The organism is Methanohalophilus levihalophilus, from assembly GCF_017874375.1.
Lineage (GTDB): Archaea > Halobacteriota > Methanosarcinia > Methanosarcinales > Methanosarcinaceae > Methanohalophilus > Methanohalophilus levihalophilus.
Genome location: NZ_JAGGLK010000003.1, coordinates 431320 through 445618, shown reverse-complemented (window position 1 = coordinate 445618; position 14299 = coordinate 431320). Strand labels below are relative to the sequence as shown.

16 protein-coding genes and 1 tRNA gene are annotated in these 14299 nt (G+C 42.7%); 3 read left to right on the top strand and 14 right to left on the bottom strand.

Annotated features, from left to right (window positions below; all coding sequences use genetic code 11):
* Positions 1-69: 69 nt before the first annotated feature.
* The gene (hcp, locus tag J2755_RS09645) at positions 70-1722 is read right to left on the bottom strand and encodes a hydroxylamine reductase (protein ID WP_209682685.1); all 1653 of its coding nucleotides are present in this window, start codon (positions 1720-1722) and stop codon (positions 70-72) included.
* A gap of 86 nt (positions 1723-1808) precedes the next feature.
* Here hcp and J2755_RS09640 point away from each other — a divergent pair, with 86 nt between their 5' ends.
* Positions 1809-2174 (top strand): winged helix-turn-helix transcriptional regulator, encoded by a 366-nt coding sequence (locus J2755_RS09640; protein ID WP_209682682.1) that lies wholly within the window; start codon positions 1809-1811, stop codon positions 2172-2174.
* Between the two features lie 150 nt (positions 2175-2324).
* Here the strand turns inward: J2755_RS09640 and J2755_RS09635 are convergent, their stop codons facing one another.
* From J2755_RS09635 to J2755_RS09610, 6 genes are all read right to left on the bottom strand, one after another.
* Positions 2325-3341 (bottom strand): hypothetical protein, encoded by a 1017-nt coding sequence (locus J2755_RS09635; protein WP_209682679.1) that lies wholly within the window; start codon positions 3339-3341, stop codon positions 2325-2327.
* A 540-nt stretch (positions 3342-3881) separates the two neighbouring features.
* Entirely contained in the window at positions 3882-5405 is a 1524-nt protein-coding gene (locus tag J2755_RS09630) for a tetrathionate reductase family octaheme c-type cytochrome (protein WP_209682677.1), read from the bottom strand.
* Between the two features lie 275 nt (positions 5406-5680).
* A tRNA-Thr gene (locus J2755_RS09625) sits at positions 5681-5752 on the bottom strand.
* A 59-nt stretch (positions 5753-5811) separates the two neighbouring features.
* Entirely contained in the window at positions 5812-6324 is a 513-nt protein-coding gene (locus J2755_RS09620) for a chorismate--pyruvate lyase family protein (protein WP_209683383.1), read from the bottom strand.
* Between the two features lie 22 nt (positions 6325-6346).
* The gene (locus J2755_RS09615) at positions 6347-6769 is read right to left on the bottom strand and encodes a DUF5611 family protein (RefSeq protein ID WP_342591076.1); all 423 of its coding nucleotides are present in this window, start codon (positions 6767-6769) and stop codon (positions 6347-6349) included.
* Positions 6770-6926: 157 nt separating this feature from the next.
* Positions 6927-7628 (bottom strand): radical SAM protein, encoded by a 702-nt coding sequence (locus J2755_RS09610; protein ID WP_209682674.1) that lies wholly within the window; start codon positions 7626-7628, stop codon positions 6927-6929.
* Positions 7629-7769: 141 nt separating this feature from the next.
* Here J2755_RS09610 and J2755_RS09605 point away from each other — a divergent pair, with 141 nt between their 5' ends.
* Positions 7770-8069, top strand: coding sequence for a hypothetical protein (locus J2755_RS09605; protein ID WP_209682671.1), 300 nt, complete (start codon positions 7770-7772; stop codon positions 8067-8069).
* Here the strand turns inward: J2755_RS09605 and J2755_RS09600 are convergent.
* The 6 genes from J2755_RS09600 to queC form a co-directional block, all read right to left on the bottom strand.
* Positions 8066-9046, bottom strand: coding sequence for a methanogenesis marker 2 protein (locus J2755_RS09600; RefSeq protein WP_209682668.1), 981 nt, complete (start codon positions 9044-9046; stop codon positions 8066-8068). The genes J2755_RS09605 and J2755_RS09600 overlap by 4 nt on opposite strands.
* A gap of 17 nt (positions 9047-9063) precedes the next feature.
* On the bottom strand, positions 9064-10008 hold the full coding sequence (nifB, locus tag J2755_RS09595) for a nitrogenase cofactor biosynthesis protein NifB (protein WP_209682665.1): 945 nt from the start codon (positions 10006-10008) through the stop codon (positions 9064-9066).
* Positions 10009-10073: 65 nt separating this feature from the next.
* A complete protein-coding gene (queD, locus tag J2755_RS09590; RefSeq protein ID WP_245312880.1) occupies positions 10074-10439 on the bottom strand; it encodes a 6-carboxytetrahydropterin synthase QueD in 366 nt (121 codons plus the stop codon).
* Positions 10436-11158 carry a 7-carboxy-7-deazaguanine synthase QueE gene (locus J2755_RS09585; protein WP_245312879.1) on the bottom strand — a complete coding sequence of 241 codons (723 nt, stop codon included), beginning with the start codon at positions 11156-11158 and terminating at the stop codon, positions 10436-10438. The genes queD and J2755_RS09585 overlap by 4 nt, the downstream gene beginning before the upstream one ends.
* A complete protein-coding gene (locus J2755_RS09580; protein WP_209683363.1) occupies positions 11155-11712 on the bottom strand; it encodes a DUF366 family protein in 558 nt (185 codons plus the stop codon). Before J2755_RS09580 ends, J2755_RS09585 begins: the two co-directional genes overlap by 4 nt.
* Positions 11712-12401, bottom strand: coding sequence for a 7-cyano-7-deazaguanine synthase QueC (queC, locus tag J2755_RS09575; RefSeq protein ID WP_209682660.1), 690 nt, complete (start codon positions 12399-12401; stop codon positions 11712-11714). The genes J2755_RS09580 and queC overlap by 1 nt, the downstream gene beginning before the upstream one ends.
* Before the next feature lie 102 nt (positions 12402-12503).
* Between queC and J2755_RS09570 the strand changes: the two genes are divergently transcribed.
* Positions 12504-12995, top strand: coding sequence for a hypothetical protein (locus J2755_RS09570; protein ID WP_209682657.1), 492 nt, complete (start codon positions 12504-12506; stop codon positions 12993-12995).
* A 17-nt stretch (positions 12996-13012) separates the two neighbouring features.
* Here the strand turns inward: J2755_RS09570 and J2755_RS09565 are convergent, their stop codons facing one another.
* The gene (locus tag J2755_RS09565; RefSeq protein WP_209682653.1) at positions 13013-14131 is read right to left on the bottom strand and encodes a PEF-CTERM sorting domain-containing protein; all 1119 of its coding nucleotides are present in this window, start codon (positions 14129-14131) and stop codon (positions 13013-13015) included.
* Between the last annotated feature and the right edge of the window lie 168 nt (positions 14132-14299).

The following is a 14299-nucleotide window of genomic DNA, read 5'->3' as shown; positions in this document are numbered from 1 at the left end:
TAACTTCCGGTTTTATTCAAACTCGGTGTTATTTTAATGTTTTTCGAAAAAACAAAAAAGAAAGGCTGCTTAAAGCAACCTTTCAAGATCTGCTTCGACTGTGGTGTTTGCACTGATGTTGAAGTTCTCAACAAGGACATTGAGGACATTCGGTGAAACAAACGCCGGGAGTTCCGGACCGAGTACGATGTTCTTGACACCGAGGCTGAGCAGTGCAAGAAGTACTGTACAAGCCTTCTGTTCATACCATGCAATGTTGTATGAAACCGGAAGTTCATTGACATCGTCCAGCCCGAAGGCTTCGGCGAGTTTCAGAGCGACAACAACCAGTGAGTATGAATCGTTACACTGGCCGGCATCCAGTACACGTGGGATACCACCTATGTCACCAAGATCCAGCTTGTTGTAGCGGTACTTGGCACAACCTGCAGTGAGGATCACCGCATCATCAGGGAGACTGTTTGCAAAGTCTGAGTAGTAGTCCCTTGATGAATGCCTGCCGTCACAACCTGCCATCACTATGAAGCGGGATATCTTACCTGCTTTGACTGCTTCAATTACCTTGTCTGCAACAGACAGCACTGCACTGTGAGCAAAGCCGCCCATTACTGCACCGGTTTCGAGTTCATCTGGCGCACTACACTGTTTTGCCTGTTTGATGATTGCAGAGAAGTCCTTGCTGCCATCAGCATTCTCTTCGATATGCTTTACGCCCTCAAAGCCAACCATTGAAGTTGTGTAAAGCCTGTCTTTGTATGATGCTTTAGGTGGCACCAGACAGTTGGTAGTCATGAGGATTGGGCCGTTAAAGCTCTCGAATTCATCCTTCTGTGCCCACCAGGAGCCACCGTAGTTGCCTACAAGGTGCTCGTATTTCTTGAGTTCAGGATATGCATGTGCAGGAAGCATTTCACCATGGGTGTAAACATCTATACCGGTGCCCTCAGTCTGCTCAAGAAGTTGTTTGATATCCTTGAGGTCGTGTCCACTGACAAGGATACCCGGGTTTTCCCCAACTCCAATGTTGATTGATGTTGGTTCAGGTGTGCCGTATGTGGATGTGTTTGCCTCATCAAGGAGAGCCATTGTAGTCACTGCAACTGAACCACATTCAAGGACAAGATCGACAAGTTCAGGAACACCTATGTCATCCCTTGTGGTTGCTACAAGTCCTTTCTCAATGAACTTGAAGATCTCTTCATCCTGGAATCCAAGTACGTAGGCATGATGAGCGTAGGCTGCCATACCTTTGATACCGTAAACCAGCAATTCCTTAAGGGAACGAATATCCTCATCTTCAATCCGGAGTATTCCGAAATTGTCACCGGCCATCAGTGGTTCTCTTGATACAGTTGCTTCTCCCGGAGCATTCTCAACAGTTACCTTACCTGAAAGCTTTGACAGGAGTTTCTTAATTCCTTTTTCAGACAATTCGTCCCGCAGCCCATCCCTTACTGCAACTGCTTCAGCGATTTTATTCTCGAAGTAGTCGGCCTCAAAGTTTACGTTAGTAACTGTAGCAAACAAACCTTCAAGAAGCAATTTGTCTGTTTCTGGTTTGGCGAATCCTTCTTCCCTTGCTTTCGAATTGTAGAAGGCAACACCTTTCAGGGCATAGATCAGCTTGTCCTGCAAATCTGCGACTTCCCCGGACTTTCCACAGGCACCACCGGTTGTACAACCTGTGCCTTTAGCAGCTTCTTCACATTGATAACAAAACATATTTTTCCTCCTAAGATGGTATCTTATTGATATTTGGTATTATTAGGATACTAGCTTATATACCATGAGGTTTCTAATAAGATACTATGAAGAATTGCACAATATACAATACAATGGATATTATCGGGAAAAGATGGACACTTTGTATCCTCCTTGAACTCTACAAGGGAGATAACAACGAAAAGCAATTCAATGAGCTTAAAGGAATGCTTGAGGGAATTACCCCAAAAATGCTTTCTACAAGGCTTAAGGAACTGGAAGAGCAGGGAATAGTAAACAAAAGCGTTGACAGTACCACCTTGCCGGCCAGATCATTTTACTCCCTTACTGAAAGCGGCATGGATTTTATTCGCATCATCCAGGATATAAAGCAATGGGCATTGGCATGGCAAATTGACAACCCCGAATGTGGAATGACCGAATGCAAGTATTGTGGCATTATTTCTAAATAAGTAAATAAAATATAATGTACAAGATCAGTTTATTAGAACCGCACACATCTGATTAATTAATCTCTTTTGGAGCGCATCATGGTAGAGTGATTGTTTACAGTGTTTTCGGAGGGAGTAAATTCCACTAAAATAATTGCTTTTAGCCCAAAATCATACGATATCAAATTCAGAAGGTTCAATAGATTTTACCGCACTAAAACCGGTTGTCTTCTTGAATGTCATTCTATGAACAAAATTGTTCATAGAATCCGATGGATCAAGCATTTCAAAATTTAGTCGTTCCAATGTTTTTCGTGGAATTGCGACACTAGAAATGGTTTTTTCTTCCACATGGCCACTTTGACTGTTCAAAAGATTTCCCAGACAATTTACTATGACCATTTCGAGGGGGAGTAAAGCAAAAATCTCTCTTGCAACACGCAATGTGCAGCTGCAAATGTAGTCTTGATATAACCCATAAAATTTTCCTTTCGGCATCTTCTTTACTGAAAGTTTTCCACTTTTTAATTGGCTTTTAACTTCCGAAGGTACTACATCTTCATCGTTCACATGTAAAGTTACTTCAAGTAAGGAATCGCTTATAACTTTAAATTCGAGTGATGAGCCAAGTTCACTAATATCACTAAAAGGATCTGTCTGCTTGATAGCATCCAAATAGGCTTCTTTGTCACCTAAAAGTATTCTATTAGAAAGTTCATGAATTGCAATCCAGTCTGCATAATTTTTTTCATATACTTGCAAACTCTCTTGATATTCCAACTCATCTGTTCGCCTTGCTTCTTCAATATTCTGCTCTAGTGTACCACGCTTAGACTCTAAGCGTTTAGACCCTACACTCTTCAACATCTTGTCAAAAAATCCAGGCTTAAACCCGTCCAATTCCGATTTAGCTAATTCTTCGTTTGTATGAGACTTTTCAGGGCTAGAAGGCGGTTGAGAAGATTGGATCGCACTCCAATCCCAAACATCACTGCATTCTTTATGAACAGAAAGTAATAGATCAATATAATTCTCGTATACGTTGACTTCATAGGCTACCCGTTCTATTTCCTGCATTTTCTCAAACTGTTTCCGCTGCCTATCTAGCTCACGTTGTCGCCTCTGAGCTTCACGCTCATAACTCCTATGTGCTGCATTTATTGAACGTACAGTCCCTTTCCACCCCATTTTATACCCTCCAACTGATCTTTTTTCGTTACCAGATTATTCTGCTTTTCTAACCCCAATCGCATGACTTCAGAAAATACTTATATACACATGATTTTCCTTTTAATAGATGTTGCCATTAATTTGACTTAAGAATTGTCGTCGAGATTTCAGGGTTTTGAAGATAGTTAAGAAATAATTAGCCCTTTTGCATAACAACTGCCCTACTATAGAAGATGCGAGGGTACTCTATTGGAGTAAAACCGGATTTAGTAGCATTACCTACAGTATTCTGAAAGGTTTTCTTCGTCACATGGATTTTGTATAGCGACGAAACCAATTATCCAGACTACCGGATTTTTCTACCGGGCAAACCCTGTTACCATCAGTCATCAAAATCACCTTAAGAAAGAATTGAGTCTAGATTTATTACCATTTGTAGGGTTATCTCAAGAATTATTTCCTCTCAAAAGATGACCCTGAGCAGGGATTCAAATTTGTATCACTAAACCGGAAAAGACTTCTGACTACTCAAAATAAAAATGAAAAAGGATTGGTTCATCAATCCTTTCTTCTCAAAAGCAGAGTCAATAGAAGCATTACTCCGGAAGTAAGCAAAATGCTGAATCCGGGAGTGGCCTCTGTAGGTGTAGCCTCTGCTTCAGGAACATCAGCCGGGTCTTCTGTTGTTGATGAAGCTGGACGCTGATCCCCAACTATCATCGGATCTCCGCTATAGCCAAGAGTTACAAAGTCCATTCCTCCTTCAAGGTGACAATCATCACATTGAAGTGCCTGTGAAGCGGGAGCAACTTCATGGTTTATGCTCTCATAAAGAGCAGTTTCAACAAATTCATATTCTCCGCTGTAGGGCATCCCTACATAATCCATGCCTGCTTCTGCAGCTTTGTTCCAGTCATAGGTTGCCCAGTAGGACTTCTCGCCTCCAAACAGATCTGGGATTATCAGGTAGTTGTACTGCGCATCACTGATCTGCTTAGCAACATGGATCTTGAAAGGATATATTTTTGAATCTGAATCTTCCCTGCTCCCAAGTGGTTCTTTGATTACGTCAACTTCATCAGGATCAAGTTCATCCCCAAGCCTATAGAGATCGAAACTTCCATTGAACCAGGCATAATCAGGCCTTACATCCATTGCCCAGACAAACTCACCTTTCTTTTTATCATATGTTGCTTTGCCGTATTCGTCAACTGGGATAGAATCTATGTCCTGACCAGCTTTTGACCAGTCCCAGAACATTTTTGTAGGGATCTCCCGTGCATAGGTTGGAATATGGCACGTCTGGCATGCAATTGAGTCAGAATGCGCATCAAGACGTTCTTTGTATTCACCAGCATGTGGTGTTTCAGTGTGGCAATCAGAGCATTCCACACGACATTCTGAACCCGGAGTACCTGCAAATCTTCCTGCAACGTTATGAGCAGTGGTTTCATGGCAGTTCTGGCAGCTAAAATCCAGACCACCCATATGTACATCCAGATCTGCAGAGGGTTCCAGAAGAGCCGAAGACATATCACCGTGCTTCACATTATCGCCACCGCCGCCAAAGAAGTGGCAGTTCCCACCGCACGTTTCCCTGCTGGGACTTCCGACACTCTGTGCAACAGCAACAAGATCCACGGACGGATCAACTGCTCCCGCACCTGTGGGAATCTTCGTGTAAGTCCCCGTAGTCTCATGGCATACAAGACAATCAAGGTTGGAAGCATTGGTAAAATCAAAGGTGTCATCCTCCCAACCATATCCTGCATGGCAGGATGTGCAACGTGGCTCATTGGAAGCAACAGCCACACAGAAGTTGTTAATTACAGTTCGTTTCCCGAGATCATAGAGATGTTCTTCCTCACATCCACATGCTGCACAGCTTGTCCACAGCCAGTGAGTGGAATTTAAGAGATCATTCGCTTGATTCACATGACACTCGATACATTCTTCAGTCACTTCCGGACCACTGTCATAAGGCCCCTCAAGAAAACTGTGAGTCATCGTTGCCGATGAAGCGGGAAAAACAGCCACTATGAGTAAAATCAAAAAGATTCCAGTAGCTAAGCATATTTTCATACAAGTCACCTGTTCCCAAACATTCGTTAATAAAAGTGGAAGATAATAGTATACAAGGAGTTTGTAGTACGGCAGGGAAAAATCCGTAACGGCGTTAACCGCAATCGAAAAACGACAAAATATAAAAAAAGAAGGAAGATAGAATTTGACATTTTCTTTTTGAAAAAAGAATTGAATACAAACGGGATAAAGGGAATTTCAGTGTCATCCACACAAAATTAAATCCGTAATAAGATTAAAAAGAAGAAGTAAAGGGGTTTTACCCCCTGATTTTAAGCCCTGGGTGGGATTCGAACCCACGACCTCGTCCTTACCAAGGACGCGCGATACCTCTATGCCACCAGGGCGTATGGTGGTTATTGCGACCCCAAAATAGGGAATATCAGATAATAAGTTTTCGGTCGTATTACAGGTTCCAGCGGCTGTCTACAGGGAAGCTTTCCTTTATCCACATAAGAGTCGCATTCTGGTACACAATCCGATAAGTACGCGAAAGAACCTTGTCACAGCCGAACAGTTCCTGACCATCCTCGAGCTGTATGGTCTCAAAATCCCTACGAGTCTCCATGCCATAGTTCCTCAGGATTTTACCAATGGGGATATCAGCACGCATCAGATCCTGCTTTACTTTTTCAGGCATCCTATCCAACGGAGACAGAGACAACGCATGTACATAAGGAGTACCACCGGCTACAAGCGTGACTGTACGATGGTTTACAGACACACCTTCATCTTCACCCAACAATTTAGCCATTTCAGCATCTGCTTCCACAAGATGCTGATCTTCAGTAACCACTGAAACCTCACTGCGGGCCATGATTTCAAGCAGGAATGTAACAGAGCCATCGGTACCGGCACAAACCCTCAAACATGTAGGAATCTCAAAGCCCTTAAGAGCTTCAAGAAAATCACGGTTCACAAATGTCAAAATTGATCAATACTTATTTTGAGACTGCTTTCTTTGCCTGCTTAAGACGCTCTTTAGCAGTGTAACCGGTTGCCTTGAACAGGAAATCCCTGAAGTGCTTGTTGGTATCAAGGATTGCGTCATCATCAAGTCCTTCAGTGTTAGAAACTGTATCCACAACAAGGAGCTTGCCATTCATCCAGACAGATAATTCGGACATCGCACCATAAGAAGTTGTCAATTTATCTCCATCACGAACAATCTCGGAAGGGAAGCTAGCCTGAAGTTCTTCATAAATCCTCTCAATATCAGGGGAATTGCCACGTTTTAATTTATACTCCTGCATGATTACCGATCTTACATGATATTTTGAATCAATAAATGTTCCGGTTAGCATAAATGTATGTAAAATGAGTTTTCTTACATGTAGCTGCACAGGAGAACTTTTTTTGGACATTTATGCAAAGTATATGTTCACATAACCCCTTTTTGACGACAAGGTATAAATAGCGAAAATACAATATAATTATTTAGTGAGCAAGGATTAAAAGCAGCTTTCATACCACCACCACCACGATTCTACTTTTACAAACTTGCTCATTCTTCTTTTCATGTCAATTATCGCACTGAATCGATTTTTTGCCCTTTTCACCGATAACAATAATTTTTGGTGCTGCCTGACATGCAATCTTAGCCAACTCCTCCATCTCATCCCACGAAGGAACCGGACCTGAAAAATCCTTAAAAGATAGATCAAAATCAGGATTACTCAAGAACTGGTACAGAAGAACTTCAGAGGAGCCCTCCAATACAGGCAGGATTTTGTCAAAATTGTCCCCTGTAACATAACCGGGAATTACACGAATCCAGATCCGAAGCCACTTTCTCTTTGCCAGTTCAAGAGACTTGGAAAGATTTGCAACATATTTTTCCACCCGTTCCTCTGACATTCCAGTCAACTCCATTAACGAAGCAATGTTATCCATCGGCGCCTTCAATTCCAGAACAAAGCCCTTCACATACGGCATTGCACGCTCCAGAACATCTGGCTTCATCCCATCCGATTTCAACACGATTTCAACGCCGAGGGTGCTCAGTTCTTCTATTAGAGAAAGTAGGTCTTTCTGGATGGTGGGTTCTGCACCTCCAAGGAAAACCTTTTGGGCACCGGACTCCCGGACATAGTCCAGAATATCATCAATCGAGTACTCTTCAAAGGGCTGGGTTATGTGTACACAGTATGGACATTTAAGGTTGCAACCAAAAAACTCCAGCTTGACTTCACCATTATTTTCAGATAATCCGATTAAACGCATTGTTTTACCCCTTGTTAAAAAAGATCAAAACCAATTAGACTAAACAAAACATTGTGCTGAACACAGATATAACCAGAGGATAAGCTATAAAAGCAGAAAAGGCAAATGTAGGGCAATCACGTCAACAATGGTGTAATCGCAATGTTAAAAAAGCTTACTCTGGAAGACCTCAAAAAAAGTAAAGATAAACAACAGGCAACCGAAGAAGGAGATAGCCTGGAAGGACTTTACGATCTCATAATCCCACCGGGAACACCATCATACATCATTTATGACATAGTCGAGGAATTCGATCTCGAACCCCTTGAACGCACAATTAATGTGAACATTGTGGAATGTGATGAAAGAGAAGTACTTGTACTCAGAGGAGAACTTGAAGCCGTTCAGGAAGCGGAAAAATACTTACATCAGGAACTTGGTGCATACGTGAATTCCGATTAATGTGATTTAATACCTGTAATAATATCCTTCTCAAAATCGAATACGCAGGCTTTTTTTCCCTCGTGTTCGATTTCAAGCTGTCGGGATGACGTGATTACTCCGACTTCGGCAGCGGTAATTCCCACATCTTCGAAGGCTTTGATGCATTCATCTTTTTTATCCTGTTTTACTGTCACTACATAACCCGTAGCAGGATATACTTTCAGCCATTGTGTCAGTGGCAGGGACTCAGGACAGGGGATTTTACTTATGTCAACCGTTGCGCCGACACCGCTGGTTTCACACAACATCCCGAGAGTACCAAGGGTTCCGGGGTTACTGATATCTTTTCCTGAAGTCACAAGTCCTGCTTCCCCGATATCCTTCATTATAAGGAAACGTGCCTTTACGGTTTCCGAATCCTTAAAGGAAGTCGTATCCCAGCTGTAAGGAGAGTTTTCCCCTACCTTGCCGTCAAGATCATAAGCTACAATAACCACATCTCCAGCTGATGCAGAATCACTTCGAATAAGGGAATCCTTGCGGGCAATTCCAATTATTGCAACTGCTAACGAATTGTATGGAGTATCCGGGTGCATGTGCCCCCCAACCATGGGAACACCAAATTTACGAATTCCTGCACGCATACCTTCAAGCATACCTTTTGAAACTCCTTCGTCACTTGAAGACATGACATTTACCATCGCAAGAGGTCTACCCCCCATTGCTGAAATATCATTTACATTAACAACAACAGAAGTATAGCCCGTCCACCAGGGACTTGCATCAACTATCCGTCCCCATATACCATCTGCTGCAAAAAGAATAACCTCGTCACCACCAATGTCGATTACCGCAGCGTCATCGCCCATATCCACGATCGTATCGGAATATTCAGACAGGACGTCCTCAAACATCCGGGCAATATCTGAAATAGGTTTCTTACGGACAACACCTTCAAAATTGCAAAGTTCATTGGCCAGTTTTTCAAGGTCCAAAGACAGCACCCACCAGCTTATTTTTCAGAGTCATTTTCCTCATGTTTGAGACTTTCAACTTTGATGAGGTTCCGCCTTTCCTCACTCATCTGGGACAAATCCTTGCCAATAAGGCCATAAGCATCGGAGCGACATTGCCTGCAATGGCGCATCTGCTGAACATAGGGTTCACAGGCATTCTGAACTGCTTTCCTTTCCTTCTCCGTAGGAGCAGTCAGGTCTGCAAATTTAGCCTGTGTAATGAGAGGCATGACATTCATGATGTATACACCCATCTCATTGAGTTTTTTAGCCACATCCACGATATGATCATCGTTAATGCCCGGAATCATAACAGTATTGATTTTAACAACAAGACCTGCATCCACGGCTTTTTTGATTCCCTCAAGCTGGTTTTTAAGAAGAATAGAAGCCGCTTCAATTCCCCTGTACACCTTGCCCTGATAGCTAACATGACCAATAATATGTGCACCTATTTCGGGATCGATTGTATTCATGGTGACTGTCAGTGTTTCTACACCAACTCTAAGAATATCCTCCATCCTTTCCGGAAGTGCAAGACCATTTGTGCTGAGACATAGTGTGATATCAGGGAACTCGTTTTTGATTAATTCAAGAGTCTCAAAGGTTTCATCGTTTGCAAGAGGATCTCCCGGACCTGCCACTGCGACTACTTTAATAAACGGATAATCCTTAAGAACCTGCCTTGTTTTTTCAAGAGCCTGTTGTGGGGAGAGTACCTCACTGGTTACCCCAGGCCTGCTTTCGTTCACGCAGTCAAATTTGCGTTCACAGTAGTTACACTGGATATTACATTTTGGAGCCACAGGCAAGTGAATCCTGCCGTATTTGTGCTGGGCACTTTTATCATAACATGGATGTTGAGAAATTTTCCGATGAATGTCATCAGCAAATTTATCCTCTTCACATTCTTCCAGCCCTTTAGCGCTTTCTTCAGGCAAAATAATCCTCCGAGTATTGGGACTTGAATTATTGGGACAGTTATAGATATAGGTTTTGGAGTGCTTCAGTCAAAGTCACTAATCTGACACCACTTGCCTTCCCCTTCCCACACCTTCACAGAAACCGGATATCCCAATGCTTCTGACAAACGGGCATGGATGGCCTCACACATATTTTCAGCGCTCGGGAATTCAAGAATATCATTTAGCAATCGGTGATCGAATTCCTTCAGGACTTCACGCACAGTTGTTTTAATTTCATAGAAATCCATGACCATACCGGTTTCCTTCTTTTCACCTTCAATCACAATTTCAGTCTTGTACGTGTGCCCATGCACTATCCCACAAGTCTCATGTCCCGGGAGATAGTGTGCACTGTCAATGTATTCAACGATTCCGAGTTTCATCTTAGTATTTGCATTTGTCATCATAAGCACCCCCACATCTTGTGAGTCTGGGGAATTATACGAGTATCAACCATATCCAGCAAGCTATGCTGGCAATCCAGCAAAAAGGATGGACTGGCGGCCATTTGCTCCTGAGTTACAGGTTGGAGTATTACGCAGCTAACAAAGCCATGAATTTCTTCAATAATTGAAATCAAGTCATCTACAGACGTTTTTGAAGTAACAACAACTTTGCAGAAGCAATCCCGAGAATCCGTATTTCGAAGATTGCGGAAGCATTCAATTGTGTTCTTTAAATGTGAATCAAATTCATCCCCGGGGAGGCCGGGATCAAGTTTTACATCACCGGAAACATAGCGAACTCTATCTTTTACTTTTCTAGCCATATCCGGCAGCGTCATATTACTTTCAAGGTAAAGCGGAACTTCAGTTGAAAGAGAGGAGATGAAATCAGCATGAAGGAGAGGTTCTCCACCTGTAAGGGATACTGAATGGATTTTATCATAAGATTCTATTAGTTGATCTACACGTGCAGGATCCATTGGATTATTTACATCCGAGAATGAAGCCACCTGACCGGGAGTTTCGTACTTGCAAACGGCAGGAGGTGTGACTGGAGTATCACAATAGTTGCAATTAAGATTGCAGCCTGAAAACCTCACAAACGCCTGCCGAACCCCTACATAGGGACCTTCACCCTGCACGGCACAGAAAACTTCAATCAGGGATGCTTCCTGAATCAAAATACCCCCAATTGCCTGGATTTTCTTAAGTCAGCTTCAATATCTTCCATTTCAAAAGCATACTTTTCAGAAACAATATCCAACAGGTTTATGGCCCGTTCTTCACTCATGCCAGCTTCTTTTAGATTGCCGTAGAAATCATGAGTTACATTTACACCGAAATGAATTTTCTGGGAAATAGCAGACGTACTTGCTATTGAAATCGACAGTTTTTTCCCGTTTACGAAAAGATCATCGCCATCCCGCCCTACTTCAATGCCTTCGTCCGCTAGCACTGAAGCAAAAATAGTGGTAAACAGGCGCTGTCTGGCATAAACGAGCTTGAGATCAGTGGAATCAAAGTGTTCCACGATGAAATGAAGCATATCAGGAGATTCAATTGATTCATTCTGCCTTAGATCTTCCAGATCAATCATATGATCAGGAACAACATCACATGCACCCCTGAAAGCAACTATGGAATCGGATTGGATTCCAAAGGCGGAATAAGCCCAGAGTGATGAAATCTGGCTACCGTCATAATCGATTTTCTCATCCATTATATAAGCTTCTATCATTTTGTACCCTCCGTTTCAACAAATAATGGATCGGTTACACCGATTTTTTCAAAAGCAAGAGAACGTCTTTTACAGCTTTCACAAACTCCGCAGGGAACAGGACCCGAATCGTAGCAACTCCAGCTCCACCTGAGAGGAGTATCGTTTTCAATAGATAATTTCACGATAGATTCTTTGTCCAGCCCCAACAAAGGAGCATAAACATTCACATCCTTAAGAGTTGAGTAAGTGAAAAAAGTGTTGGCAGCATCCACAAATTCCGGCGAGTTATCCGGGAAAGTTGCTGCCTCCTCGCCGTTAAAACCTGTGATTATAAATTCACAATCCATGCTTTCCGCAAAGCACGCAGCGATATTGAGCACCAAACCATTGCGATTCGGAACCCATACTGCTGACGCAGTATTTGTCGCAACCTCAGAGAAAAGATCCTCATCACTGGGTTTTGGTAATGATTCATCCATGTTCACAAGAGACGTATTAGTTATATCTGCCAGCCAATCAAGTTTAATGATTTTATGAGGGATACCGTAATAATCACATATTTTTTTGGAAAAAGAAGTTTCAATCACAGCAGACCGCTGGCCGTAGTCAAAGGTAAGTGCAATATCAATATCCATTTTTTTCTTTGACAATACAAGAGCGGCGACTGAATCCAGACCACTGCTCAAAAGACATATCCCTGACAAAATGAATCCTCCGATATTCCCCCAGTATTCTTCAGAGGTTATTTATAAGTATCGCAGCACAAAGCAACAAATAGGAAAATTAAGATAGGTAATATGAGGGACATGGCACAAATTTCAAATAAGGAAGCACTCGCATTCAGACTTCAGAAAATGTACTGGATGGAAGCGGAAATGGAGCAACTTGGACTATGGGAAGCACGAATTGAGTTGATGGGAGAGGATGCGGAAGCAATTGAACTCCTTTCAGCCGATTCAGAGAGACATCACGTGATTCTTGAAAAATGGCTTCAGAAAGCAAATATTGAAATTCCTACAAGCAAACCTGCAGGTCTGCCAAGCAAAAATTTTGATTTTGATGGAATGGACAGCCCTGAGATGTTCCGGAACATCATGAAATATGAAATTCTGGCAAGAGACACTTATATTGAAGTCAGAAAATCAAGGGAAGCGATCAAAGATCTCTTTATTGAAGAGAGTGTTCAGTCAGAATTTATTGAAGACATGGGAACACTGGCTAAAGAAGAAGAGCAGCATCGCAGGATATGTGAAGAAAGAATTGGCGGATTTAGGAAAATAACGGGAAGGAGCCTTTGATTCCCGTTATTTTGTCATCATTTTAAATTTCTTCTGCTGATGAAGAACAACATTCCCACAATCATTATTGGAATGGCAATTGTCGGGAATTCCGGAATTTCTTCATCCGGCGTCACATATATTGTGCCAATGTAGCTGTGACTTCCATTGGCATTGCTTGCAATCAGGTTTACTTCATGTGGCCCGAACGCATTGAATGTCCATACAGGGGAACTGGAATTAGAGTCTTCAACATTGTCGCCATCAAAGTCCCATGAAATGATGGTAGCATTGCTGGAATTATCCCAGAACTGAACGGAAAGGGGAGCAAGACCGCCGGTTACATTGGAAGTGAAGTGAGCCATCGGAAGAATCGGATCTTCCTCCTCAGGCCCTTCGACTTCAGTAACGTTGATGTAAGCAGCATAAACATCGGTGCCATTTCCATTGCTGGCAGTGAGGTTTACACTATGATTGCCGACCCCAAAGACCCAGAACGGAGAAGAGGTATTGGAATCTTCAACGTGATCACCATCAAAATCCCAGGAAATACTGGAAGCATTGCTGGAATTATCCCAGAACTGTACTGCAAGAGGAGCAAATCCACTGCTAACATTTGACTTGAAGTAAGCTACCGGAAGAATTGGATTCTCCTTCTCAGGTTCTTCAGCTTCTGTAACGTTGATGTAAGCAGCATAAACATCAGTGCCATTTCCATTGCTTGCAGTGAGGTTTACACTATGGTTGCCGACCCCAAATACCCAGAACGGAGAAGAGGTATTGGAATCTTCAACGTTGTCACCATCAAAATCCCAGGAAATGCCGGTAGTGTTGCTTGAATTATCCCAGAACTGAACGGAAAGGGGAGCAAGACCGCCGGTTGTATTGGAAGTGAAGTGAGCTATCGGAAGAATCGGATCTTCTTCGACAATCAATATCTTTCCACCGCCACCATCACCCGGACTTACACGAATTTTAAAACCATCGTCAAAGGTAGACGTATTCCATTCCTGAGGACCCTCCACCTGAGCTGGTTTAAACGCATCATTGCCGGAACTTGTGCCAACCGGCGCAGGATCATCTCCAAATGAAACTAATCCTGCAAAAAGAAATCCGAACAGCATAAACATTAGCATGAGAAATATAGCAGCTTTCATATCGCACCACCAAGCACGTCACATCTGATTTAAGCAGCTTTCATACCGTACCACCACAGTACGCCACACCTAGATTTATGCAGCATTCATATCGTACCACCACAGCACACGCCACATCTAGATTTAAGCAGCTTTCATATCGTGCCACCAAGCACGTTATGTACAAAT